Source organism: Cobetia sp. 5-11-6-3 (assembly GCF_013374055.1).
GTDB classification, from domain to species: Bacteria; Pseudomonadota; Gammaproteobacteria; order Pseudomonadales; family Halomonadaceae; genus Cobetia; species Cobetia marina.
In genome coordinates, this window is sequence record NZ_BLWJ01000003.1 from 509,673 (window position 1) to 534,530 (window position 24,858).

General features: G+C 64.9%; 19 protein-coding genes and 1 pseudogene. 12 read left to right on the top strand and 8 right to left on the bottom strand.

What is annotated here, in order from left to right:
- Window positions 1-132 precede the first annotated feature (132 nt).
- The 11 genes from HXS66_RS07960 (at window position 133) to HXS66_RS08010 (ending at window position 12,932) form a co-directional block, all read left to right on the top strand.
- Window positions 133-687: a lipocalin family protein gene (locus tag HXS66_RS07960; protein WP_077378325.1), complete on the top strand. Its 555-nt coding sequence runs from the start codon at window positions 133-135 to the stop codon at window positions 685-687.
- Between the two features lie 261 nt (window positions 688-948).
- Complete coding sequence (locus HXS66_RS07965; RefSeq protein WP_176503231.1) at window positions 949-1,797, top strand: DUF1338 domain-containing protein; 849 nt, start codon at window positions 949-951, stop codon at window positions 1,795-1,797.
- A complete protein-coding gene (locus tag HXS66_RS07970) occupies window positions 1,794-2,855 on the top strand; it encodes a succinylglutamate desuccinylase (RefSeq protein WP_077378319.1) in 1,062 nt (353 codons plus the stop codon). The genes HXS66_RS07965 and HXS66_RS07970 overlap by 4 nt, the downstream gene beginning before the upstream one ends.
- Window positions 2,856-3,308: 453 nt before the next feature.
- The gene (locus HXS66_RS07975; protein ID WP_176503232.1) at window positions 3,309-4,109 is read left to right on the top strand and encodes an ABC transporter ATP-binding protein; all 801 of its coding nucleotides are present in this window, start codon (window positions 3,309-3,311) and stop codon (window positions 4,107-4,109) included.
- Between the two features lie 164 nt (window positions 4,110-4,273).
- Window positions 4,274-5,092, top strand: coding sequence for a transporter substrate-binding domain-containing protein (locus HXS66_RS07980; RefSeq protein WP_077378313.1), 819 nt, complete (start codon window positions 4,274-4,276; stop codon window positions 5,090-5,092).
- Window positions 5,093-5,133: 41 nt separating this feature from the next.
- Window positions 5,134-5,850 carry an ABC transporter permease gene (locus HXS66_RS07985; protein WP_084207919.1) on the top strand — a complete coding sequence of 239 codons (717 nt, stop codon included), beginning with the start codon at window positions 5,134-5,136 and terminating at the stop codon, window positions 5,848-5,850.
- 41 nt (window positions 5,851-5,891) lie between these two features.
- A complete protein-coding gene (locus tag HXS66_RS07990; protein WP_077378483.1) occupies window positions 5,892-6,644 on the top strand; it encodes an ABC transporter permease in 753 nt (250 codons plus the stop codon).
- Window positions 6,645-6,895: 251 nt separating this feature from the next.
- Complete coding sequence (locus HXS66_RS07995; RefSeq protein ID WP_077378307.1) at window positions 6,896-7,660, top strand: transporter substrate-binding domain-containing protein; 765 nt, start codon at window positions 6,896-6,898, stop codon at window positions 7,658-7,660.
- Window positions 7,661-7,970: 310 nt separating this feature from the next.
- Entirely contained in the window at window positions 7,971-9,257 is a 1,287-nt protein-coding gene (locus HXS66_RS08000) for an efflux RND transporter periplasmic adaptor subunit (protein ID WP_136938899.1), read from the top strand.
- Window positions 9,254-12,391: an efflux RND transporter permease subunit gene (locus tag HXS66_RS08005; RefSeq protein WP_077378301.1), complete on the top strand. Its 3,138-nt coding sequence runs from the start codon at window positions 9,254-9,256 to the stop codon at window positions 12,389-12,391. Before HXS66_RS08000 ends, HXS66_RS08005 begins: the two co-directional genes overlap by 4 nt.
- A 130-nt stretch (window positions 12,392-12,521) precedes the next feature.
- Window positions 12,522-12,932 carry a hypothetical protein gene (locus tag HXS66_RS08010; protein WP_077378298.1) on the top strand — a complete coding sequence of 137 codons (411 nt, stop codon included), beginning with the start codon at window positions 12,522-12,524 and terminating at the stop codon, window positions 12,930-12,932.
- A gap of 92 nt (window positions 12,933-13,024) precedes the next feature.
- Here HXS66_RS08010 and HXS66_RS08015 read toward each other — a convergent pair whose 3' ends face one another.
- The 4 genes and pseudogenes from HXS66_RS08015 to HXS66_RS08030 form a co-directional block, all read right to left on the bottom strand.
- Window positions 13,025-13,660, bottom strand: a complete 636-nt coding sequence (locus tag HXS66_RS08015; RefSeq protein ID WP_176503233.1) for an NTP transferase domain-containing protein — start codon at window positions 13,658-13,660, stop codon at window positions 13,025-13,027.
- An 8-nt stretch (window positions 13,661-13,668) separates the two neighbouring features.
- Window positions 13,669-14,694 carry an XdhC family protein gene (locus HXS66_RS08020; protein WP_176503234.1) on the bottom strand — a complete coding sequence of 342 codons (1,026 nt, stop codon included), beginning with the start codon at window positions 14,692-14,694 and terminating at the stop codon, window positions 13,669-13,671.
- A 103-nt stretch (window positions 14,695-14,797) separates the two neighbouring features.
- Window positions 14,798-17,179: a xanthine dehydrogenase family protein molybdopterin-binding subunit gene (locus HXS66_RS08025; RefSeq protein ID WP_176503235.1), complete on the bottom strand. Its 2,382-nt coding sequence runs from the start codon at window positions 17,177-17,179 to the stop codon at window positions 14,798-14,800.
- 133 nt (window positions 17,180-17,312) lie between these two features.
- Window positions 17,313-17,759, bottom strand: a pseudogene (locus tag HXS66_RS08030) ((2Fe-2S)-binding protein); the annotation flags it as partial.
- Window positions 17,760-18,346: 587 nt separating this feature from the next.
- On the opposite strand from HXS66_RS08030, the gene HXS66_RS08035 reads away from it, so the two are divergent.
- The gene (locus HXS66_RS08035) at window positions 18,347-19,537 is read left to right on the top strand and encodes an MFS transporter (RefSeq protein ID WP_176503237.1); all 1,191 of its coding nucleotides are present in this window, start codon (window positions 18,347-18,349) and stop codon (window positions 19,535-19,537) included.
- Between the two features lie 124 nt (window positions 19,538-19,661).
- Here HXS66_RS08035 and astB read toward each other — a convergent pair whose 3' ends face one another.
- From astB to HXS66_RS08055, 4 genes are all read right to left on the bottom strand, one after another.
- Window positions 19,662-21,008: an N-succinylarginine dihydrolase gene (gene astB / locus HXS66_RS08040; protein WP_176503238.1), complete on the bottom strand. Its 1,347-nt coding sequence runs from the start codon at window positions 21,006-21,008 to the stop codon at window positions 19,662-19,664.
- 100 nt (window positions 21,009-21,108) lie between these two features.
- The gene (gene astD / locus HXS66_RS08045; RefSeq protein ID WP_176503239.1) at window positions 21,109-22,608 is read right to left on the bottom strand and encodes a succinylglutamate-semialdehyde dehydrogenase; all 1,500 of its coding nucleotides are present in this window, start codon (window positions 22,606-22,608) and stop codon (window positions 21,109-21,111) included.
- 152 nt (window positions 22,609-22,760) lie between these two features.
- Entirely contained in the window at window positions 22,761-23,792 is a 1,032-nt protein-coding gene (gene astA, locus HXS66_RS08050) for an arginine N-succinyltransferase (RefSeq protein WP_176503240.1), read from the bottom strand.
- A complete protein-coding gene (locus HXS66_RS08055) occupies window positions 23,792-24,853 on the bottom strand; it encodes an arginine N-succinyltransferase (protein ID WP_141392325.1) in 1,062 nt (353 codons plus the stop codon). The genes astA and HXS66_RS08055 overlap by 1 nt, the downstream gene beginning before the upstream one ends.
- Window positions 24,854-24,858: the final 5 nt, after the last annotated feature.

Here is a 24,858-nt window from a genome sequence, read left to right on the forward strand (position 1 = left end):
CCACGAATGATGCCCCCCCTCTTGAGACAACCGCAGACGCCCCAATGAGAGAAGGATGCCTGTGCAGCCTTTCATCACGTAACGACGCCCCGCGACGATTCGCCGGGGCGTCCTGTCTCATGGAGCCCGCCAATGACACGCCTGCCGCATCTCGCCCTCTCGCTCGCTGGCCTCAGCCTCCTTGGCGGCTGTGCCGGTGTCCCGTCCGGCACCCAGCCCGTCGGGGACTTCCAGCTCGAACGCTACTACGGGCAATGGCACGAGATCGCCCGCCTGCCCAACAGCTTCGAGGAGGGACTGAGCTGCGTCACCGCCGATTACTCGCCCCGCGAGGACGGCGGCGTGCGCGTCATCAATCGCGGCCTTGATGCCGACAAGGGCGAATGGAGTCAGGCCGAAGGGCGAGCCTACTTCACTCAGGGCAGCGAGACCGCGGCCCTCAAGGTCAGCTTCTTCGGCCCCTTCTATGGTGGCTACAACGTGCTGGCACTGGATGATGACTATCAGTGGTCGCTGGTGGCCGGTGCCGATCGCGACTACCTGTGGATACTGGCGCGCGAGCCGCAGCTGGATGACGGCACCTATCAGGCGCTGGTCGATCAGGCCGCCGAGCTCGGCTTCGCCACCGATTCACTGATCAAGGTCGAGCAGGGTGAGACATGTCCCGTCGCTGACGGCGAGAGCTGATGACGCAGGCGCTTGCTCACGGCGCAGGCTCCACCCAAGGTCTAAACCGACACGTGACGTTTACATGGTGCGGACAGCCGCTTTCATCCAACCGACCTTGCCTCTTGCCACGCGCCAGCGGCTCGCCAATGGTGAGCTGACAATCTGCCGAGGCAGCGTCTCGCCGAGTGCGCTGCTCTGCTGCCAATCGCCACATGCCGTCGCCCAGTGTCAGTGACACCTCGCTGCACTGGGCAACTCAGTTCAGAGGGAGCTCGTGCCATGGATATCCAGCAGTTCTTCAGCGCCCTGTGGGATGATTACGTCGCCATGACGCCCCAGGCCCAACAGATCCAGGATGCCTTCGTGGCCGACGGCGAGACCATCGTCAACGACCACGTGGCCTTCCGGACCTTCGACCGCGGGCCGATCACCCTGAGCGCGCTGGAACCTCATCTGCTGGCGCTCGGCTACACCCGCTTCGCCCCCTATGACTTCCGCGAGAAGAAACTGCGCGCCTTCGGCTATCTGCCGCCGTCTCCCGACATGCCGCGCGTCTTCCTCTCCGAGCTGAAATGTCATGAGCTTTCCGAGCGCGCCCAGTCGATCATCGATGGTCTGGTCAGCCAGATCTCGCCGGATGCCGCCACCCAGCCCTCCGTGCTGTGGTCAGGTCGCCTGTGGGACGCGCCGACCTTCGAGCAGTATCAGCGTCTGATGGAGGAGAGCGAATACGCGGCCTGGCTGTCGATCATCGGCCTGCGCGCCAATCACTTCACCATCAGCGTCAATGCACTTACCCGTCATGACACGCTCGACAAGGTGCTGACGCGCGTGGAAGCGCTTGGCCTGGGCATCAATCCGGCCGGCGGACGCATCAAGGGCTCACCCGAGGTCCTGCTGGAGCAGGCCTCCACCCTCGCCGACCGCCAGACCTTCACTTTCGCCGGCGGCGAGCAGCACGAGATTGCGACCTGCTACTACGAGTTCGCCCGTCGCTATCCGGATGCCGACGGCAAGCTGTATCAGGGTTTCGTGGCCGCCAGTGCCGACAAGATCTTCGAATCCACCCACCTGACCGAATCCTCCGATACCGGTCAGGACAGCCCAAGGGAGCACTCCACCCCGTGATTGCCGACTGGCTTGACCTGACACTCGAAGGCCACGCCAGCGCGCGTGGCATGGGACGCATCCCCGGTGGGCGCTATGAGATCGTCGCCCCCGGCGTGCTGGAGATCTGTCCGGACACCCAAGGGCCTGCGGCTCGCCCCTGCGTGCTCTCGGCGGGAATTCACGGCAACGAGACGGCGCCCATCGAACTGCTGGGTGAGCTGATCGCCGGTCTCGAGAGCGGCCACCTGATCGCCGGTGCCCCGCTGCTGCTGATTCTGGGCAACCTGCCCGCCATCCGCACCGGTGAGCGCTTCCATGCGACCAACCTCAATCGGCTGTTCCGACGTACCGAGACGGCGACCGCCATCTCGGTGGACGCCGGCAACGCGGCTGCCGGCAAGGCCAATGACTGTCCAGCCGATGATGAGCCGGCACGCGCCCGCCAGCTGATGGCGGCAGTGGATGACTTCTACGCCCGCTTCCCGCCGGCCGATGGCACGCGACACCTGCACTACGACATGCATACCGCGATCCGCGACAGTCACTACCCGCGCTTTGCCGTGGTGCCCTTCAGCGAGGGAGAGGCCATCAGTCCCTCACAGTGGTCGATATTGAGCGCTGCCGGCCTCCAGGCCGTGCTGCATCAACATCAGCACAGCTGGACCTTCTCGCACTACTCGCGCCACTACCATGATGCCGATGCCTTCACGCTGGAGCTGGGCCAGGTGCGTCCATTCGGCGCCAATGACATGGCGGCACTGGCGCCGATGTCCCGCCTGCTCGCGGCTCTGGCCACTGGAACGCCGCCGGATGAGTCTGATCCCGGTGCCATGGATTACTTCAAGGTGGAAGTGGAGCTGATGCGCCACTCCGCAGACTTCGCGCTGTGCTTCAGCGAGGACGTCGCCAACTTCACCCGCTTCGCCCCCGGCACGCTGATCGCCCGGGATGCGCAGGCGGGCCCCTGCATCATCGGGGACACGCCGCTGAGCGTGGTATTCCCCAATGCCAGTGTCGAGATCGGCGCTCGCGCCGCCTTGCTGCTGGCCAGCTGTGCTCCCCCCGAGACAGCCTGATCATGAAATGCGCCCCACCCGCAGCCACCGCCGTACTGCCCCACGCAGCACGGCGCATCGGCAGGGTGGGCGCCCCCAATAATGACAACAAGGTCCCCACTCATGACGCATTCCTGCCGTTCTGTCCCTCCTGTCGCCAGCCAGCGACTCTTGCCGACACGCGCTCAACCAAAGTCGTATCCGGCGACGCTCCAAGGAAGCAGTTAACCCAGCGTTGAGCTGGTAGAATCTGCCCCCTTTCACGATCACGACCGTGATACCACTCGAGCGGCTGCGACGACATGGCCAGCTGCCAGCGAGATTCAGTCTCGCCTGGCGACGTCATGCACCCTGTGCCGCCGTGTCGACAACGCACAAGTTCCCACGGGTCCGTGCCGCCCTGCGGCAGACTCAGGACGCGCCCGCGCCGCCTGGCAAGGCAGCGATGCGCTGCGTCTGGATCGGAGTAACGGCATGACCAAGACATCCCCCGGGATCGAGACCCCGAACCGCGAGGTGCTGCCCCTCGAGGTTCGCGACATCACCAAGTCCTTCGGCAGCAATCAGGTGCTCAAGGGCCTGTCGCTCAAGGCACGCAAGGGCGACGTCATCACGCTGATCGGTGCCTCTGGCTCCGGCAAGAGTACCTTTCTGCGCTGCATGAACCTGCTGGAACAGCCGGACGGTGGCGACATCTTCGTCCACGGAGAGCAGATCGGCTTCAAGGACACCCGCCGCGGTCGCGAGCCGATGGACTGGCGTCAGGTCGAGCGCATGCGCGCGCGCCTGTCGATGGTCTTCCAGGGTTTCAACCTGTGGTCACACATGACCCTGCTGGAAAACGTCATCGAGGCGCCGATCCACGTGCTCGGCAAGCCGAAGAAAGAAGCCATCGCGCACGCGCGCAGCCTGCTGGATCGCGTCGGCCTGCTCGAACGCGCCGACTACTACCCGGCCCAGATGTCGGGGGGCCAGCAGCAGCGTGGTGCCATCGCGCGCGCCCTGGCGATGGAGCCGGAAGTGATGCTGTTCGACGAGCCGACCTCGGCTCTCGACCCGGAACTGGTCGGTGACGTGCTCAAGGTGATGCGCGACCTGGCCGAGGAAGGCCGCACCATGGTGGTGGTGACCCACGAGATGAGCTTCGCGCGCGACGTCTCGAGTCAGGTGGTCTACCTGCATCAGGGTCTGGTCGAGGAAGCCGGCGTTCCGGCTGAGGTACTGGGCAATCCCCAGTCAGAGCGACTCAAGCAGTTCCTGGCGCCCAAGTACTGACAGGCAGGACTGATGAACAGGACTGACGGACGGCTCTGAACAACCGCTCGCTCCGCCGGCGCTTCCCCCGGCACGGTGATCCCGTGTCCGGCACATGATTCAGCACCGCGAGCGCCATGCCATCGGCAGGCCTCGAGGCGCAAGAGATTTCAGGAATGAAAGTGATGAAACAGTTCGCGACACGCGCCCTGATGGGCCTCACCCTCGGTCTCTCCACTCTCGCCATCTCGGCAGGCGCCGTGCAGGCCGCCGATGTGCCGGACCCGCTGCGCCTCGGCATCGACGTGCCCTACGCGCCCTTCGGCTACAAGCTGCCGAGCGGTGAGCTGACCGGCTTCGAGATCGAGCTGGGCAATGCCATCTGCGAGCAGCTCGCCACTCGCTGCGAGTGGGTCGAGCAGGACTTCGACGGCATCATCCCGGGCCTGATGGCACGCAAGTACGACGTCATCATGTCCGCGCTGACCATCAACCCGGAGCGTGAACGTCAGGTGCTGTTCTCCGCGCCCTACTTCACGCCGCCGTCCGGCTGGTTCGTCAAGGCGGACAGCCCACTGGCCGGCGCGGACAGCCTCGATGCCGAGGCTCTCAAGGGCAAGGTGATCGGTGTCCAGCGCGGCAACCTGCAGGATCACTACGTCACCGACCTCTACGCCAGCGTGGCCGAGGTGCGTCGCTATACCAAGCTGGATGACCTGGTGCTGGACATGGACAGCGGTCGCGTCGATGTCGCCTTCCTTGATCTGCCGGTCGGTCAGGACACCCTGGTCGAGGCCAATGATGGCAATTTCGTCAATACCGGCAGCGCCATCAGCGAACCGAAGAAGTACTTCGGTGACGGCTTCGGCATCGCCATGAAGCAGCGCGATCGTGATCTCAAGAAATCCATCGACGAGGCACTGGACACGCTGAAGGCCGACGGCACGCTCGAGCGTCTCAACGCCAAGTACTTCGCCAGCGCCGCGACCGCCAACAGCCAGTAAACCGCTGAGCGGTTTGCACGGCGCTTCACGGGAGGATTCCCATGATCGACCTACAAGGCTACGGGCCAAGTCTGCTGGAGGGTGCCTGGGTCACGGTGCAGCTGGCCGTGCTGGCCCAGCTGCTGGCCATCGCCCTCGGGCTGATGACAGCGACCGCCAAGATGTCGCGTTCCACGCCACTGCGCTGGATCGCGACGCTCTACACCACCATCATCCGTGGCGTACCGGACATCGTGTTGATGCTGCTGCTGTTCTTCGGTGGTCAGATCGGCATCAACATGGTCACCGACTGGCTGTATGACCGCTATGACATCGATGTCTTCGTCAACGTCGACGAATTCACCGCGGGCGTCATCACCATCGGCTTCATCTTCGGCGCCTACATGGGTGAGACCTTCCGTGGTGCCTTCATGGCAGTGGATGCCGGCCAGATCGAGGCCGGACGTGCCTATGGCATGAGCAACTGGAAGGTCTTCAAGCGCATTCGCTTCCCGCTGATGATGCGTCACGCCCTGCCGGGGCTGGGCAACAACTGGATGGTACTGCTCAAGACCACCGCCCTGGTGTCGGTGATCGGGCTGGTCGACATGGTGCGTGTCGCCAGCGAGGCCGCCAAGGCGACCCATGAGCCCTTCACCTTCCTGTTGCCGGTCGCGGCGGGCTATCTGCTGATCGCCACCGTGTCCGAATGGGGGCTTTCGCGCCTCAAGAAGCGCTACAACACCGGATTCGGGGAGGCCAGCGCATGGAACAACTGAACGATGCGGGCCCGACAGGCGTCATCGCCCAGCTTGGCCAGATGCTCGACGACGTGCTGAGCGACAACTACATCTTCACCGCCACCACTCTCTGGCACTACTGGGAGGGGCTGGTCACCACGGTGCAGCTGGTGTTCCTGTCGCTGATCATCGGGCTGGTGCTGGCCGTGCCATTGGCGATCCTGCGCGGCTCGCGCCGCCGCTGGATCAAGATGCCGGTCTACCTGTACACCTATGTCTTCCGTGGTACCCCTCTGCTGATCCAGCTTTACCTGATCTACTACGGAGTGGTGTTCTTCGATGGCTTCGACATCTCGTTGGGAATCACCAGCGTGCATGTCCCCAGCATTCAGGACACCTGGCTGTGGGAGTACTTCCGTGACCCCTTCGTCCCGGCGCTGCTGGCCTTCGTGCTCAATACCGCGGCCTATACCACCGAGATCTTCCATGGTGCCATCCAGTCCACGCCCAAGGGCGAGATGGAAGCTGCACGCGCCTATGGCATGTCGCGGGGCAAGATGATGCGTCGCATCATTCTGCCCAGTGCCTTCCGACGTGCACTGCCGGCCTACGGCAATGAAGTCATCTTCATGCTGCATGCCAGCGCCATCTGCAGCGTGGTGACGCTACTGGATCTCACCGGGGCGGCGCGTGACATCTATGCACGCTTCTATGCCCCCTTCGAAGCCTTCCTGTTCGTCGCCGCCATCTATCTGTGTCTGACCTTCACCATCATTGCCATCTTCAGGCAGCTGGAGAAACGTCTGCTGGCACACTTGAAACCATTGAATTGAACTGAAAGAAGCGCCTCTTGCCGGGCGCTTCTTTCGTTTTTCACTCCTGATCCAGCAATGCATCTCGTTTAACGAACGTTTGAATCCGACCATTTTCCCCCTTCACCACAGCGCAGGACTGGGCTAGTGTGGAGAACAATGGCTGACGACAGTCCTGTCTTCATCGGCGCAGACGCCTGATACCTTTTCAGGTAGCGTCTGGTGTCGCTGACACGTCAGCTCGACCAACAACAACGAGGAACGGGAACGACATGAAGAAGCTTCTGGGAATTTCCCTGCTGGGTGCAGCACTGATGGCCGGTGGCGCACAGGCCGCCGAGACACTGCGCATCGGCGTCGATGTGCCTTATGAGCCGATGGAATACAAGACACCGGACGGCGAGCTGACCGGCTTCGACATCGAGCTGGGCAATGCCATCTGCGCGAAGATCAACCGCGACTGCGAGTGGGTCATCCAGGCATGGGACGGCATCATCCCCGGCCTGATGGCACGCAAGTACGACGCCATCATGTCCTCGATGACCATCAACGAAGAACGCCGTGAGAAGGTGCTGTTCTCCGACACCTACATCACGCCGCCGTCTGCCTGGTTCGCGCCGTCCGACAGCGCGTTGAGCGCCACCTCCACCGAGGCCCTGGCGGGCAAGGCCATCGGCGTGCAGCGCGGCACCCTGCAGGACAACTACGTCACGGATCTCTACGCCAAGAATGCCGAGGTCAAGCGCTACACCACCGCCGATGACCTGGTGCTGGACATGGATGCGGGTCGCCTCGACATCGCCTTCCTCGACTTCCCGGTCGGCAAGTCCACCCTCATCGATGGCGGCAACGGCAACTACAAGGCCGTGGGGGAAGTGGTCACCGAGCCCAAGAAATACTTCGGCGACGGCTTCGGTATCGCCATGCGCAAGCGTGACAAGGACCTGGCCGAGCAGATCAACGGCGCACTGGCGGAACTGAAGGCCGATGGTACCTACGACACCATCCACACCAAGTACTTCGGCGAGAAGAAGTAAGATCGCCTCCCATGTCATGACGCGCGCGAGCTGACAGGCGCAAGTGACACGCAAGACAACACGTCCCGCTGGCATCTGCCGCGGGACTTTTGCGTTGAGACAGGGTCATTCCCGACCCAGCCCCTTCATCAGCGCCGCCGGGGAATGAGAGCAAGCCCCCGCCACGCCTGAGCCAGATGCCAAGTCATCGCGTCCCCTTGCACAATTGGTGCAAATTGAGAACCAAAGCAGTGTGCCTGAGAGGGCTTATCCCGTCTGCCCGGCCTCTCTAGGATGCCCAGCATCCCACTCCTGCAACGGTAGCTCCCCCATGTCGAGACATCCTTCACGTCCGGCGCGCCTTTCTCGTATCGCCTCTTCCCTGCTGTTGACCCTTGGCGGTCTCCTTGCGCTCAGCGCCTGCAGTGAAGGCGATGACGAGGCTTCCGCTGGCGCCCAGCCGACACCTCCCACGATGGAAGTCGTCGCGGCCAAGGCTCAGCCGGTCGCGGCCTGGCACACTTACACCACCCGCCTGGAATCTCCGCAGAGCGTACAGCTGCGCCCGCGCGTGAGCGGTGAAATCGAAGAGGTCCTGTTCACCGAAGGCAGTCAGGTGAGCGCCGGCACCCCGCTGGTCCGCCTCGATCAGCGCCCCTTCAAGGCCGAGGTTGATCGTCTGGAAGCCGAGGTGGCTCGCGTCAAGGCAGAACTGGCCAACGCCCGCAGTGAATCCGGACGCGCGGCCAGCCTGGTCAAGCGCAACCTGATCTCCCGCGAGGAAGCCGATTCACGCAGCACCAGCGTCTCCGGTCTCAACGCCCAGCTCAAGGCCGCCATCGCCCAGCTCGAGCGCGCCCGTCTGGATCTCGACTACGCCACGGTGCGTGCCCCGATCGATGGCCGACTGTCCAATGCCCGCATCACGCGCGGCAATACCGTTCAAGCCGGTCAGAGCGTGTTGACCACCCTGGTGGAAACCCGCCAGCTGGACGCCTATATCGACATCAGCGAGCTGACCTGGAATCAGGACTTTGCCGACGTCTCCGCCGAGGATCATCTGCCGGTGGAACTGCAGCTGGCAGGCCAGCAGGACTTCCCGTTCCAGGGCGAGCTCGACTTCATCGACAACAGCGTCGACATCGACACCGGTACCCTGCGCATTGGCGCCACCTTCACCGCAGAGGACCCTGCCCTGCGGCCGGGCGCCTTCGCGCGCCTGCGCATCGCCTCCCCCGAGATTCGCGATGCCGTGCTGATCCCGGAGCGTGCCATCGGCACCGATCTGGATCGTCAGTTCGTGCTGGTGATCGGCGAAGATGACACCCTCGCTTACCGTGGCATCACCACTGGCCCGCGCTTTGGCCCGCTGCGTGCCGTCACCGATGGCCTGGCCGCCGGTGATCGCGTGCTGGCCGCCGGCCCCGCCAAGGCAGGCCCGGGCATGCCGATCACGCCCAAGCTGATCGAGATGTCCGACGATGGTGCCCTCAAGGCCCTCGCCGAGCGTGTCGCTCGCCTGACGCAACACCAGAAGGATCAGCCGTCGCACGACAATGATCAGGATGCCGCGGCGCTGGCCGAGGCCGACCGCCAGGCAGCAGGAGGCCGTACGTGAACGTCTCCAGCTTCTTCATCAAGCGCCCGGTCTTCGCCGCGGTGCTGTCGATCCTGATCGTCATCTCGGGGCTGCTGTCACTGTTCCAGCTGCCCATCTCCGAGTATCCAGAAGTCGTGCCACCTACCGTGGTGGTGCGCGCCAACTACCCGGGCGCCAACCCGGAAGTCATCGGTTCGACCGTCGCCACGCCGCTGGAGCAGGAAATCACCGGCGTCGAAGGCATGCTGTACATGGACTCCCAGGCGACCTCCGACGGTAACCTGACCCTGACGGCAACCTTTGCACTGGGTACCGATCTGGACAAGGCCCAGGTGCAGGTGCAGAACCGTGTGGCACGTGCCACGCCACGACTGCCACAGGAAGTCCAGCAGCTCGGCATCACCACCGAGAAGGCCTCGCCCAACCTGACGATGGTGGTCCACCTGACCTCTCCGGATGGCCGCTATGACCAGCTGTGGCTGTCCAACTACGCGCGCCTGAATCTCAAGGACAACCTCGCCCGTCTCGACGGCGTCGGTGACGTGCGCCTGTTCGGTGCTGGCGAGTATTCCATGCGCGTATGGCTGGACCCGGACGCCGTGGCGGCGCGTGGACTGTCTGCCGGTGACGTGATCAGTGCGCTGCGCGCCCAGAACCAGCAGGTCGCCGCCGGTTCCGTCGGTGCCCAGCCCGCCCCGGATGACAACCAGTTCCAGCGTCTGCTCAATGTGCGCGGACGTCTCGAGAGCACGCAGGAATTCGAGAACATCGTCATCCGTGTCGATGAGGATGGCCGCCTGACGCGCCTGAAGGATGTCGCCCGTGTCGAACTGGGTGCCGACAGCTACTCACTGCGCGCGCAACTCGACGGCAAGGATGCGGTGGCGATGCCGATCTTCCAGCGCCCCGGTTCGAATGCCATCGCGCTGTCGGATGCGGTCCGCGAGCGCATGAGCGAGATGTCCGATGCCTTCCCCGATGGTGTCAGCTACGACATCGTCTACGACCCCACCGTCTTCGTGCGCGGCTCCATCGAGGCAGTCATCGATACCCTGTTCGAGGCCATCCTGCTGGTGGTGATCGTGGTGATCCTGTTCCTGCAGACCTGGCGCGCCTCGATCATCCCGCTGATCGCGGTGCCGGTCTCGCTGATCGGCACCTTCGCGGTCATGCAGCTGATGGGTGTCTCGATCAATACGCTGTCGCTGTTCGGACTGGTACTGGCCATCGGTATCGTGGTCGATGACGCCATCGTGGTGGTGGAGAATGTCGAGCGAAACATCGAGCTGGGCCACTCCCCCATCGAAGCGACCCAGATCGCCATGCGCGAGGTGACCGGCCCGATCATCGCCATCGCGCTGGTGCTGACGGCGGTCTTCGTGCCCACCGCCTTCATCAGCGGCCTGAGCGGCCAGTTCTACAAGCAGTTCGCGCTGACCATCACCATCTCGACGCTGATCTCGGCCTTCAACTCACTGACCCTGTCGCCGGCGCTCTCGGCCCTGCTGCTCAAGCCGCACGGTGCCAAGCCGGACTGGCTGACACGCCTCATCGATGGCCTGTTCGGACGCTGGCTGTTCGCGCCGTTCAACCGGGCCTTCAATGCGATGTCCAACGGCTACACCGGCCTGATCAAGAAGCTGCTGCGCTTCGGTGTCATCGTCGGCGTGATCTATCTGGCCCTGCTCGGCGCCACCGGCAAGCTGTTCGACAGCGTGCCCGGCGGCTTCATCCCGGGACAGGACAAGCAGTATCTGGTCGCGATGGCTCAGCTGCCGGACGCGGCAAGCCTTGATCGCACCACCGAGGTCATCAACGAGATGCAGAAGCTGGCACTCGAGACACCGGGGGTCGCCCATACCGTGGCCTTCCCGGGGCTGTCGGTGAACGGCTTCGTCAATGCTTCCAATTCCGGCATCCTGTTCACGCCGCTGGATGACTTCGAGGATCGCCAGTCGCCCCAGCTCTCCGGCCAGGCGATCGCCGCCGAGCTCAACCGCAAGTTTGCCGGCATCGACGAGGCCTTCGTCGCCGTCTTCCCGCCGCCGCCGATTCTGGGTCTGGGGACCACGGGCGGCTTCAAGTTGCAGCTGCAGGACCGCGGTAACCAGGGCTTCGATCAGCTGTTCGCCGCCGTGCAGACCATCACCGCCAAGGGCAATGCCGACCCGCGCCTGAGCAGCGTCTATTCCAGCTTCCGCATCCAGGTGCCGCAGTACGACATCGATGTGGACCGCGAACAGGCGATGATCATGGGCGTCCCGGTGGAACGCGCCTTCGAGACACTGCAGATCTACATGGGCTCGCTGTACGTCAACGACTTCAACCGCTTCGGGCGGACCTATCAGGTACGCGCCCAGGCCGAGCAGTCGGCGCGTCTCGACCCGGATGACATCCGCAATCTCAAGGTGCGCAGCGACAACGGGCGCATGATTCCGCTGGGCAGCTTCGTCAAGGTGACGCCGACCACCGGGCCGGACCGCGTGATGCACTACAACACCTATGTCAGCGCCGACATCAACGGCTCGCCGGCACCGGGTGTCTCCAGTGATCAGGCCAAGGCCGCCATCGAGGAAGTGCTGGCAGCCAATCTGCCCCAGGGCATCGGCTACGAGTGGACGGAGGTGACCTACCAGCAGGTGCTGGCCGGCAACACCATGATCTATATCTTCCCGCTGGTAGTGCTGCTGGTATTCCTGGTGCTGGCTGCCCAGTACGAGAGCTGGTCGCTGCCGCTGGCGATCATCCTGATCGTGCCGATGACGCTGCTGTCGGCACTGGCTGGCGTGTGGCTGACGGGAGGCGACAACAACATCTTCACGCGGATCGGGTTGATCGTGCTGGTGGCGCTGGCCTGCAAGAACGCCATCCTGCTGGTCGAGTTCGCCCGTGAGCAGCAGCATGAAGGTCAGAGTCGCCTGGATGCCGTGCTGACGGCCTGTCGCCTGCGTCTGCGGCCCATCCTGATGACCTCGGTGGCCTTCACCGCCGGCGTGGTACCGCTGGTACTGGCCACGGGCGCCGGCAGCGAGATGCGCCAGGCGATGGGCGTGGCGGTGTTCTCCGGCATGATCGGCGTCACCGTGTTCGGCCTGTTGCTGACGCCACTGTTCTATGTCGGCATCCGCAGGATGGTCGAGAAGCGTACCTAGAGAAGCAGGGGCTTCACGGACCACACCGCCAGTGCGGCGACGCGAGATGATTCGCCGCACTGGCTTGCCTCGCCGCATCGTCTCGGCACACCGCCGAACCTACATTGTTCAATACTCGGGAGCGGGTAGCATGTACGCCGATACCTTCAATGATCTGGCCCTTGAGGCTGAACTCGAGAACTTCGCGCATCGCTGGTTCTCTCTGCTCAACCGCCTGGCGCCGTCCCTCGAGCTGGCCGAGCTGCTGGGAGACGATGCCGTGATCCAGCTGCTGGATGAGACGCTCACTGGCAGCGAATTCCTGACCAATTGGGAACAGCGCCGTGATGATCTGCTGATCAACAGTCATGCACTGGGCTGGGTACGTGCCCGACGCGAGAGTCTCGACACGGCCACCCTGCGCATGGGCGGCGAGCACCGCGCCGCGCATCACGACGGCAGCGTGCTGCACACGCATTTCGATGCCGAGTGGGTGCTGGATCTGAGCTGGGGTGAGCCACGCATCCAGCGCATCAAGCTGCTGGACGTGCGCACGCTGTAGAATGCGGATGAGCAGACACAAGGACGCCCCGTCACCTTCAGGTGACGGGGCGTCCTTGTGTCTGGCGCGATGGCTTGCCGCCCAACGCTTGCTCAGGCATTTGGGCGTGGGAGACTTCGCCGCCTTTCCGCCAGCATCGCCAGTGTATCGACATCCTCGAGAATGCCGGCATCGCTGACGACCACCTCACGCAAGGCATTACGATGTCGAAGGATCACTTCCCGCGCGCCCTCGCCGCCCTCAAGCGCTGCCAGCTCACGCCATAGCATCCGCCCGAACAGCACCGGATGCCCGGGGCTGCCCTTCTCGCCTGTCAGCACCGGCCTCACCACATGCTCCGCACTCGCCTCACGGTGCAAGGCGTGAAAGGTCTGCGGCGTGATCCGCGCCATGTCCGCCAGCCATACCGCCGCCACCTGCACATGCGCCAATCCAGCCTCATCATCTAGCTGACGGAAGGCATCGCCGAGACTGGCGCCGAGGCCGTTGCCCGCCTGCGGCGCACGCCAGATTCGCCGGGCATGCTCACGCGCGAAGTCATCTCCCAGCAGTGCGGCGGGATCATCGTCCTCGCGCAGCAGCAGACGCCAGTCCACCTCACAGGACATGACCTGCGAAAGCGTCGCCATCAGCAGTGTCTGGCCATCCGCCAGACAAGCCTGACGCTTGTCACTGCCAAAGCGGCGACTCTGACCGGCCGCCATCACCAGGATGATCGTCTCACTCATGCCGGGTCTCACAGACTTTCCCGAGCGCGCCCACGCCGGATACGCACGATATCGGCCATCACCGCCAGCGCGATCTCGGCCGGCGTCTTGCTGCCCAGATTCAGTCCGATCGGCATCACGATACGCGCAATCTCCTCGGCGCTGAGCCCGCCACTGCGCGCCAGCCGCTCGGCGCGCGCCTGAGAGGTACGCTGCGAACCCATCACGCCAATGTAGAACGCGGGCTGGCGTACCGCCTCGATCATCGCGAGATCATCAATGCGTGGATCATGGGTCAGCGCCACCACGGCAGTGGCCGCATGACAGCCCCCCGCCGCGATGAAGCGCGAGGGCAGCTCACGACGCAGGGTGACACCGGTGTGCGGCGTCTTGCGGGCATCCCAGTCCGCCAGCACTTCCTCACGCGGCTCGCAGATGATCACCTCGAAGCCGAGGCTGACGGCGAAGGCAGCGCAGGCTTCCGCCACCGGCGAGAGTCCCGCCAAGAGCAGACGCGCCACCGGCCCGACCCTGAGCTGATAGCCGTACGCCTCGCCCTCATGGCCCTTGAGTGGCTCGACCCGCTCCCCCAGCCCGCTGTCCTGTTGAAGCGTACGCGCGCCATCCCCCGCCAGCATGACCTGACGCAGACGCGGCGTCTGGCCCTCGAGTGCCGCGCGCAGTGCCTTGAGATGCGCGATGTCCGCCTCGCTGGCCGAGAAGCGCTCGACCAGCACGTCCAGCAAGCCACCGCACGGCAAGGCGATCCCCGCACCCTGATGGCCGCCCTCGCCATAGCGGATCACCTGGGCGCTCGCGGTGAATTCGCCTCCCGCCAGGCGCGCCAGGAAGTCCTCCTCGACACAGCCACCGGACAACGAGCCACGATGCTGGCCATCGGCACGCGCCACCAGCCAGGCGCCCGGCTCACGTGGTGAGGAGCCGAAGGTGGACAGCACCGTACACAGCCAGATCGGGCTGTCAGGCCGCGTGCCATCTGACGGCGCCAGCCAGTCGATCGCCTGACAGATCACTTCAAGATCAAGATGTTGCATCAAAAATCTCTCATATCGAAAGCCGGCTCCCAGCCAGAAGACACGAAACCCGCCACCCGGGCATGCCGGAGTGGCGGGTATCAGACGCATTCATCGGTGAGGATCAGGCCTCGCTGAGCGCGGCCTTGAGCGCCGCCGGGCGCATCGGCAGATCACGCAGGCGAACGCCTACGGCGTGATGGATGGCATTGGCCACCGCCGGTGCGACCACCGTGGTGCCCGGCTCGCCAAGACCGACCGGCATCTCGGTACTGTCAACGAACTCGAGATCCATCTGCGGCACCTGATGCATGCGCAGCGGCTGGTAGGCACCCAGATTCTGCGCCACCGGGCCACCCTCGCGGTATTCGGTGCCTTCGTGCAGCGCCATCGAGACGCCCCACAAGAGCGAGCCCTCCAGCTGCGCCATGGCGCCATCCGGGTGTGCGAGGGTACCGGCATCGACGACACTGGTCAGCTTCTCGATCTTGACCTCGCCAGTGGCGCGATCGACCTTGACCCGTGCCACGCAGGCCACCCAGGTCGGCATGCTGCGTTCCTGACCGAAGCTCAGCGCCACGCCCATGCCGGTATCTTCCGGCAGGCTGTCACGCTCGCTCCAACCGGACTTCTCCATCACGCGCGTGAGCACGTTGCGCAGACGTTCCGCCCCGCCCGTGCTGACCGGCGCCTTGCCGGCATTTCGGCCTTCGGCGTCCAGCAGCGAGAGGCGGAATTCAGCCGGATCCTGCTCGGCTGCCTGCGCCAGCTCATCGATGTGCTGCTCGACCGCCCATAGCGTCCAGCCCGGTGCGACGGAGCGCAGATACCCCGGCACGAAGGCCTCATGAGCGACCTTGTTCTGCTGCGCCCAGACACGCTGGGTGCCCACGTTGTACCAGTGGTCCGCGCCACTGATGGAGAAGGAATCCAGCTTGCCACCGCCTTCCACGGCTTCGGCGAGGAAGCTCGGCATCAGCGCGGCAGTCGGCCAGCCTGCCGCGGCGGCGTGCTCGGAGGCCACGACACGGCCCTCGGCATCCAGACCGGAACGCACACGCTGCACCGAGGGCGAGCGCACGCAATCGAAACGGCTATCGTCCGGGCGCGTGAAGATCATCTTGACCGGACGCCCCAGCGCCTTGGCCGCCAGTGCCGCCGGCACGGCGTAGTCACCGTGGAGACGACGACCGAAGCCACCGCCCAGATACAGCTGGTGGTGAGTGATCTTGCCATCCTCGACGTCCAGCGCCTTGGCGACGAGGGGAATCAGCAATGACTGCTGCTGGTTACCGCAGTGGACATGCCACTGCCCCTCCTCCTCATAGGCCAGTGCATTGGCCGGCTCCAGAGTGAAGTGCAAGACGCTTGAGGTGGTGAAGGTGGACTCCACCGTGGTCGCCGCACCTTCGATCAGCGCGGAAGGGTCACCCTGATCCACCATCAGCGAGCCATTGTCACGACTCGGGGTGCTGACCAGTCGCTGGCCTTCTGCCTGGATTGCCGCCTCATCGACGTGATAGCTGTCGCCCTTGCTCCATTCCACCTTGAGCAGGTCGGTGGCACGCATGGCCGCCGAGAAGTTGTCGGCGATGACCGCCAACCACCCCTGACACATGCCGGACGGATCCTTGAGCTCGATGGTCTGGCGGTAGCCGATGACCTTGCTGGCCTCGCTGTCATCCACGGCCGTGACCTTGCAGCCGAAGCGACTTGGCGGCAGCACCGGGCGCGCATGCAGCGTCTTGCCGACACGGGCTTCCACCTCGGCAGGCAGGGTGTAATCGATGCCGTAGACCGCCTGACCATTGGTCTTGGGCGGCACATCCAGCGCATTGCCCTTGGTGCCGAGCACGCGGCGCTCGGAGGCCGGCTTGAGCTCGATGGCCGCCAGCTCATCTTCCGTGAAGCTGCGCTCAAGGCCCGCGGCGACGATCTCGCCATAGCCCAGCGACTGCTCACCGCTGATGACTCGACCCTGACGCGCCTTGCAGCTCTCGACGGACACGCCCATCTGTCTGGCGCCCGCTTCGATCAACGCGATACGCCCGGCAGCCCCCGCCTGCGACAGCGGCTGGTAGCTGTGATTCACCGACCAGCTGCCGCCGGTGATCATGTAGCCCCACTTGGGATCGCTGTCGACGTAGACGATCTCGACGGAGGCCAGATCGGCCTCGAGCTCCTCGATGACCAGACGCGCCAGGCTGGTGGCGACGTGCTGTCCCATCTCGGCCTTGGTGATATGGATGGTGATGGTGCCGTCAGTGCCGATGGCATACCACATGGTCGGCTCGAAGGCGCCGGCGGACAGCGTCTCGCTGGCAGAGCGGCCGTCATCGGCGCCGCTGGCCAGGGCCGCGCCGGAGACCCCGAACGCCAGCATCGCGGAACCCGCGACACTGCCGATCAAAAAACCACGCCGCGTGATGCCGTGCTGGCTCGAGGGGTGACGAGTGGCTGCCTGAGCGCGCTGATGCCGGCCCAGCGTATCTTCAAACCTTGCCATGAGATGTCTCCTCGGCAGCAGAATGGCTCACGGCATCTGCCGTGGCACGCGGATCGAATGTGCCGACACCGGCAGTCGCGGCGGTGGCCTCGGTCTGCTGGCCCATCACCTGCGCCATGTCGCGCTCACTGGCGATCGCGGCGGCACGCTTCACCGCACGATGGATACGCACGTACGCCATGCAACGACACAGGTTGCCCGCCATGGCGGCAGTGACCTGCTCATCGGTGGGGTTGGGCGTGTGCTTGAGGAAGTCGGCGGCCTGCATGATCTGGCCGGACTGGCAGTAACCGCACTGCGGCACCTGCTCCTCGACCCAGGCTTGCTGCAGCGGGTGGTCATCGTTCTCGGCCAGCCCCTCGATGGTGACGATGTCGCCACCCTCGGCGGCCAGTACCGGCAGGACACAGGTGCGCGCCGCGGTGCCGTTCAGGTGCACGGTGCAGGCGCCGCACTGGGCGATTCCGCAACCGAACTTGGTGCCGGTCAGGCCCAGGTGTTCACGCAGCACCCAAAGCAACGGGGTTTGCGGATCGACCTCGAGACTGACGGCCTTGCCGTTCAGAGTGAAGTTGGCCAAGGGGCTTCTCCTCAGGAGCATGAAGCAGGGGGACAGGGTTCGGACAACGCGTGCAGGGTGTCGCGGCCAGCCATGGCGTCATCTGACTGACGTGGCGTGGGTTCGGCGTCAGGGACCGACCCCAGGCTTTGAGGCCTGGCACGATTCGAATCGGTGAATTCTACAGGTCACGATTCGGCACCACGGTGCCAAAAAGGAAACAGTGTGATGTCACTGGGCTCATCATGGCCATGCAGATGCTGTCTCGCATGCCACACAGTATAGCGTTTCACGCCTTGTCATCGGCAGATGTTTGCATGACATCGGTCCGCCTCGGGACTGGGCCGGTAGCGGTCGAGAATGATGGCGGCGCACCGGAGCGAGGACTCCCGCGAAGCCATGTGACTGCCTGGTATGGACGAGAGTGTCGCAGACGCGTCTGACAGTGGCGTATCCGGCATCTGTACTTTTATGAGAATAAAGTGAAATGTAGCGAGAGTCCTCATGGAGGATGTTCCGCCCATGGCCAGCACCGGGTGCAGGGACCGCAAGAACTGCAAGAACTGCAAGAACAACGACAATAACGATTCCCGGCATGAGGATCTGACATGCAACTCAACTGGAAGGCGGCGATCGCGCTGGCAGCGCTGATACTCGCCATCAATACCGGCGCGCGCCAGGCGATGGGCTTCATGCTGCCACCGATGGCCAGCGAGCTTACCTGGGGCATGGGCAGCCTGTCATTCGCCCTCGCCATCCAGAATCTGGTCTTCGGGCTGGCCGCGCCCATCGCCAGCAAGCTGTCGGATCGCTTCGGCACGCTCAGCGTCTTCCTGGTCGGCAGCCTGTGCTATGCGGTCGGCATGGGCGTCACCGCCCTCTGGCCGACTCCGACGGTGTGGATGCTGGGCGCCGGCGTGCTGGCCGGCATCGGTATCGGGGCGACCACCTTCCCGCTGGTGCTGGCCGCCGTCACGCGCGTGGTTCCCCTCCAGCATCGTGGCATCGGCCTGGGCATCGCCTCGGCCGGCGGCTCCTTCGGGCAGCTTGTCTACTCGGTCGCGACCCCGATGCTGGTGCTGATCGACTGGAAGATCGCCATGCTGGCGCTCGGCGCCAGCTGTCTGCTGCTGATTCCCATGGCCCTACCCTTGCTGCGTCGCCCGCCGGCCGGCAGTGAAACACAGGCAGAGGATGTCCCGAGCCAGGGCCCGCTGCTGCAGGACCGGCGCTTTCTGGCGCTGGCCGGCGGCTTCTTCGTCTGCGGCGTGCACGTCGCCTTCATCGCCACCCACCTGCCCAATTTCGTGGTCGCCTGCGGTCTGCCCCTGAACGTGGCCGGCAACACGCTGGCGATCATCGGCGCGCTCAATATCGCCGGCACCATTCTGTTCGGTGCCTGGGGCGGCCGCCGTCACCCGCCGCAGCTGTTGATGCTGATCTATCTGTGCCGCGCCGCACTGGTGATGGCGATGGTGGTCATCCCGCCCAGCAGCATGCTGCTCTACGCCTTCGGCGCGATCATGGGCGTGCTGTGGCTGTCGACGGTGCCACTGACCAGCCAGGCCGTCGCGCTCTACTTCGGCCAGAAGCGTCAGGCCTTCGTGTTCGGCATGGTGCTGGCCGCGCATCAGGTCGGCGCCTTCCTGGGGGCCTGGGGCGGTGGTGTGGTCTATCAGCTGACCGGCAGCTACGACCTGCTGTGGATCGCCAGCGGCATCTTCGGTCTGCTGGCCGCACTCGTGCACTGGCCGGTGCGCCGCGAGCCCAAGCGCATGGTGCAGCCACAACTGGCCTGAGTCGCGCCACGGCATCTGATTCTCAAATGTCAGACCACACCTCCACAACGACACAGCCCCCATCGGCGAACCCGATGGGGGCTGTGTCGTATGGGGCTGTGTCGTATGGGCTCGGGCCAGGCGATCAGCGCTGGAAGGCGTAGACATTGCCGACCTTCAACAGCCGCGTCAGCTCATCCAGCGCCGCCAGTGTCTCCTCGGCCAGCTGCGGGTCGGCGAGGTCCGCCGGTGTCAGGCTGTCACGATAGTGACGCTTGACCCAGTCACCCAGCTCGGCGTGCAGCTGATCCGTCATCATCACGCGCCCGGACAGCGCGGCGCGCTCGGCGTCACTCAGTACCACGCGCAGACGCAGGCAGGCCGGGCCGCCGCCATTGCGCATGCTCTGCTTGACGTCCTTGACCAGCACTTCCCCGATCGGGTTCGGGCCGGCCAGAATCGCATTCTGCAGCGCATTCCATACCGCCTCGTTCTCCTGACACTCCCCCGGCACCACCAGCGTCATGCTGCCATCGTCATTGGAGAGCAGCTGCGAGTTGAAGAGGTAGGAGGAGACAGCATCCTCGAGGCTGACGGCTTCCAGTGGCACGCGGATCGGGATCAGCGGTGTGGACAATTTCGCGCGAATTTCGTTGAGCACCGCCTCCTCATCGCGGAAGGCCAGCTCGTGATAGAACAGCACCGGGCCATTGCCCACCGCGATGACATCGTTGTGGAAGACACCGGCATCGATGGCCTCCGGATGCTGCTGGGCGAACACCACCTGATCCTCGCTCAGGCCATGCTGACGCGCGACGGCCTGACTGGCTTCCAGTGTCTGACGCGCCGGATAGCGACGCGGTTCGACGCCGTCACCGCCGAAGGCCTGACGGCCATAGACGTAGAGATGCACGCCCGGCCCGCCGTGGCCATCACACAGCCGCGTATGATTGGCCGCACCTTCATCGGAGAAGGCCGGCGTCGCGGGCAGCGCAGGATGATGCGCGAAATGGGCATCGTCGGCGAAGATGGCGCCGAGGATGCGTCCGGTGGTCGCGGGCTCCAGGTAGCGGTGGAAACTGGATTGCAGGTTGGCCGGCGTGAAGTGCACGCGGCCATCACCGCTGTCGCGCGAGGGCGTAACGGTGGCGGCGTTCGCCGTCCACATGCTGGAGGCGGAACACACCGCGCGCAGAAGCTGCGGTGCCTGCTCGCTGGCCGCCTTCAACACCTGGGCATTGCTGCCGGTGAAGCCGAGATCACGCAGTGCGCCAAGGTCCGGGCGCTGCTGCGGCAGCAGAATCCCCTGTGCATAACCCAGATCCGCCAGCGACTTCATCTTGTCGAGGCCCTGCAACGCGGCTTCGCGCGGGTTGGAGGCCAGGCCGCCGTGGCGCATCGAGGCCACGTTGCCATGTGCCAGACCGGCGTAGTTGTGGGTCGGGCCTACCAGGCCATCGAAATTGATCTCTTGATACGGGGTGTCGGACATGAAGGTCTCCTGCCACGACGCCTTGGCACCTCAGGGAGTAGGCACGGCGAGCGTCGTGGTCAACAATGGGTAAGCGGCAGCGGTGCCCGAACGGACGGCCTTACAGACGGATACCGGCCGGCAGGGTCGCGGGCAGCGCCAGCGCCTCGGCTTCCATCGAGGCGACCGGATAGCTGACATAGTCGGCCGCGTAATAGGCGCTGGGACGGTGGTTGCCGCTGTCGCCGATGCCACCGAAGGGCGCGTCGCCGGAGGCGCCGGTGGTCTGGCGGTTCCAGTTGACGATGCCGGCGCGAATGCGCAGCAGGAAGTCGTCCCAGTCAGCACGCTCACCGCCTATCAGCCCGGCCGAGAGACCGTAGCGGGTGTCATTGGCCAGCGCGATGGCGTCGTCCCAATCGGTGTAGCGATGGATCTTGAGCAGCGGACCGAAGAATTCCTCGTCCTCGAGCGCAAGGCCGGTGACATCGATCAGCGCCGGGCTGAGCAGGCTGGTGCCCTCTTCAAGCTGCTGCATGCGCACGAGGACATTGCCGCCCAGCGCTTCGAGATCATCCTGCGCCTTGAGCAGGCCCTCGGCCGCCGCGACACTGGCCAGGCCGCCATAGAAGGGCGCGTCCTGCGCGAACTGCCCCGCCACGCGCAACTCGCGCAGCGCCGTGGCCAGCGCCTCGATCAGACGATCACCGACCTCGCCCTGCGGCACCATCAGGCGGCGCGCACAGGTGCAGCGCTGACCGCCCGAGGCGAAGGCCGACTGGATGATCGCCAGCACCGCGGCGGCTTCATCCTGCACATCACGCACCACCAGCGGATTGTTGCCGCCCAGCTCCAGCGCCAGCAGCTTGCCGACCTGACCGGCGAACTGACGGTGCAGCAGCTTGCCGACCTTGGCACTGCCGGTGAACAGCAGGCCATCGATACCCTCGGACTGGGACAGCGCCTGGCCGACGTCCGCCGCGCCCTGCACCAGATTGATCACGCCGGCCGGCAGGCCCGCGGCCTCCCAGCATTGCAGGGTGAGATCGGCGGTGGCCGGGGTCAGCTCGGAGGGCTTGAACACGCAGGCATTGCCTGCCAGCAGCGCCGGTACCATGTGGCCGTTGGGCAGATGGCCCGGGAAGTTGTAGGGGCCGAAGACGGCCATCACGCCATGCGGACGGTGGCGCAGGACCGCCTGGGTGCCTGCGACATCCTTGGCGCGCTCGCCGGTACGCTCGTGATAGGCCTTCACCGAGATCGCGATCTTGCCGATCATCGCGCCGACCTCGGTACGCGCTTCCCACAGCGGCTTGCCGGTTTCACTGGCGATGCTGATCGCCAGCGCTTCACGATGCTGCTCCAGCTGATCGCGGAAACGCTCCACCACCGCCAGACGTGCCTCGAAACCCAGGCGCGCCCAGGTCGGGAATGCCTGACGCGCTGCCGCGACGGCCTGCTCGACCTGCTCGGCAGTGGCCGAGGCGCCCTGCCACAGGCGTGCCTGGGAGACGGGGTCGGTCTTGGTGAAGGATGCGGCCTCGCCCGCTTGCCACGCGCCGTCGATGAAGAGCTGTTGACGCACGTTGAGTGTGGCGGGAGTCGGAGTCGTAGTGGTCATGGCATGCCTCATCGAAAGGGCGCGCCGCGTAAGCGACGCTGAACAAGGAGATAACGGGGCAGTTGGCGATCTGCCCCGCTGATGGCAAAAGGACGCAAGGCGACATGGGCCTGCGAGATGGCGCAAAGAAGCGGATGCCCGGGGCGAATGCTTCAGCTGGCCAGCACGCGTAGCGTGTCACCGCCAGTGACGCCGAGGCGTTCGGCCTCATCACGGTGAAGACGCACATGGCAGGCACCCGCGTCGTCCCGCGTGACAGCATGGCTGATCCAGCTGGCGCGGAAGTCCGCCATACCGGTGGTGGCGGCCATCACGGCGGGACGCTCACAGGCCGGGGCATCAGACGCGATCACCTCGACACATGCCAGCTGGCTGTCACGGACGCCGCGCACGTCATCGATATAGGCCTCGACCGTCGGGCCGCCATCGAAGATGTCGACATAGCCTTCCCAGCGCAGCCCTTCCTTCTTGAGCATCGCCACCGCCGGGCGGGTGTGCTCGTGCACCTGACCGATGGCAGCCCGCGCGGACTCGGAGAGAAACGGCGTATAGATCGGGAACTTGGGCATCAGCTCGCCGATGAAGCTCTTCTGACCCATGCCGGTGAGGCGGTCGGCCTCATTGAAGTCCATCGGGAAGAAATGACTGCCCAGACACTCCCAGAACGGGCTGCGCCCTTCGGGGGTGAAGACACCGCGCATCTCGGCCAGCACCTTGTCGGGGAAGGCCTCACGGAACTGGGCCATGAACAGCCAGCGCACCTTGGAGAGCAGCGCACCGTTGCGGTCCTTGCGCCAGCCCTCACGCAGGAACAGCGAGCAGACCTCGGCATCGCCGGTGTGATCGGAGCACAGCGTCAGCGTATCCAGGGTGCGATGCAGGTCGAGCTGCACCGAGGAATGCGCCAGCGAGCCGAGCCGGTAGTGATAGAACGGCGCATCGGTGCCCACACAGGCCTCGATGGCACAGCAGCCCGCGATGCTGCCGTCGCGCTCATCCTCGAGCACGAAGAAGTACAGGCGATCATCACCGGGTTCCCGGCCTTCGAAGGCGGCCAGGGTGCGCTCGATCTTGGCGCTGAGAAATTCATGATTGTCCGGCAGTGAGGTGAAGCCGACGCCGGTTTCCCGCGCCAGCACCTTGAGGCCTTCGATATCGTGACGAGCGATAGGACGAATACGCATTACAGCTCTCCCTCATCGACCGCCGGCAAGGGCATCGGCACGGCAAGCACCGCACGCCCTTCTTCCACCCCCAGTACCTCGGCCTGCTGCGGCGTCAGCATCAGCTGGCCGGTCGGCGTCAGTGCATAGCGCGCCAGCACGCAGCGGAAATCGCCGAGCCGCTGGTTGGCGACCATCGCCGGCACCGCGTCCGGCAGGCTTTCCTGCGGACGGATACGCACCGGATGCCAGCCGCACTGCTTGAAGGTGTGCAGACGCTCGCACTCCGCCAGCAGCAAGGGGCCGGCATCGAAGATGTCGACATGACGCGAGCGCGAGAAACCTTCGGCGAGCATCTCCTGCATGGCGTACTCGTGGCGCGGATTCTCGCGCCCGATGGCGGCACGCGCCTGGGGCGTGAGAAGCGGCAGATAGAGCGGGAACGGTGGCATCACCTCGGCGATGAAGCTCTTGGAGCGCACCCCCGCCATCTGGTTGATGTCATTGAAATCACGATCAAAGAAGTGCTGGCCGACGCTGTCCCAGAACGGGCTGACCTGACGCTCGTCGCGCGTTTCCAGATAGCCCGGGAAGGCCACCGCCAGTTCATTGGCGAAGCGTTCCGGGTACTGGGCGATGAACATCAGGCGTGCACGACGCAGCAGGCTGTCCGCATCCGTCTCGCGGTAGCGGGCATCCAGCGACAGCGCGCACAGCAGCGTGGCATCCGACACCTCATGCGACAGCGACAGCGTCTGCACTTCATGGCGCACGTTGAGCTGCTGCGAGGCGTGGATCAGCGTTTCCTGACGATAGGTGTAGTAGGCCTCCCGCGCGCCAGCCTCGGCGCGCAGCGAGGCGGTACCGACCACTTCCCCGCTGTCGAGATCCTCCAGCACGAAGCAGTAGATCTCGTCACCGGGAAAATCGATCTCGGCACGCAGGCTGCGCTGGGAGCGCGTGATGCGCTCCTCGAGGCGGTCACGATGTGCCGGCAGATTGGTCAGGCGTGGCGTGGCCGAGGCCGCGAGCCGCTCGAGAGCGAGCAGATCGCGGCTTTCGGCAGGCCGCACCACCAGCATCGGGG

Bases quoted from the DNA above. Each gene is read 5' to 3' on its own strand.
- HXS66_RS07960 (WP_077378325.1), top strand. From the start codon at position 133: ATGACACGCCTGCCGCATCTCGCCCTCTCGCTCGCTGGCCTCAGCCTC.
- HXS66_RS07965 (WP_176503231.1), top strand. From the start codon at position 949: ATGGATATCCAGCAGTTCTTCAGCGCCCTGTGGGATGATTACGTCGCC.
- HXS66_RS07975 (WP_176503232.1), top strand. From the start codon at position 3,309: ATGACCAAGACATCCCCCGGGATCGAGACCCCGAACCGCGAGGTGCTG.
- HXS66_RS07980 (WP_077378313.1), top strand. From the start codon at position 4,274: ATGAAACAGTTCGCGACACGCGCCCTGATGGGCCTCACCCTCGGTCTC.
- HXS66_RS07985 (WP_084207919.1), top strand. From the start codon at position 5,134: ATGATCGACCTACAAGGCTACGGGCCAAGTCTGCTGGAGGGTGCCTGG.
- HXS66_RS07990 (WP_077378483.1), top strand. From the start codon at position 5,892: ATGCTCGACGACGTGCTGAGCGACAACTACATCTTCACCGCCACCACT.
- HXS66_RS07995 (WP_077378307.1), top strand. From the start codon at position 6,896: ATGAAGAAGCTTCTGGGAATTTCCCTGCTGGGTGCAGCACTGATGGCC.
- HXS66_RS08000 (WP_136938899.1), top strand. From the start codon at position 7,971: ATGTCGAGACATCCTTCACGTCCGGCGCGCCTTTCTCGTATCGCCTCT.
- HXS66_RS08010 (WP_077378298.1), top strand. From the start codon at position 12,522: ATGTACGCCGATACCTTCAATGATCTGGCCCTTGAGGCTGAACTCGAG.
- HXS66_RS08015 (WP_176503233.1), bottom strand. From the start codon at position 13,660: ATGAGTGAGACGATCATCCTGGTGATGGCGGCCGGTCAGAGTCGCCGC.
- HXS66_RS08020 (WP_176503234.1), bottom strand. From the start codon at position 14,694: ATGCAACATCTTGATCTTGAAGTGATCTGTCAGGCGATCGACTGGCTG.
- HXS66_RS08025 (WP_176503235.1), bottom strand. From the start codon at position 17,179: ATGGCAAGGTTTGAAGATACGCTGGGCCGGCATCAGCGCGCTCAGGCA.
- HXS66_RS08035 (WP_176503237.1), top strand. From the start codon at position 18,347: ATGCAACTCAACTGGAAGGCGGCGATCGCGCTGGCAGCGCTGATACTC.
- astB (WP_176503238.1), bottom strand. From the start codon at position 21,008: ATGTCCGACACCCCGTATCAAGAGATCAATTTCGATGGCCTGGTAGGC.
- astD (WP_176503239.1), bottom strand. From the start codon at position 22,608: ATGACCACTACGACTCCGACTCCCGCCACACTCAACGTGCGTCAACAG.
- astA (WP_176503240.1), bottom strand. From the start codon at position 23,792: ATGCGTATTCGTCCTATCGCTCGTCACGATATCGAAGGCCTCAAGGTG.
- HXS66_RS08055 (WP_141392325.1), bottom strand. From the start codon at position 24,853: ATGCTGGTGGTGCGGCCTGCCGAAAGCCGCGATCTGCTCGCTCTCGAG.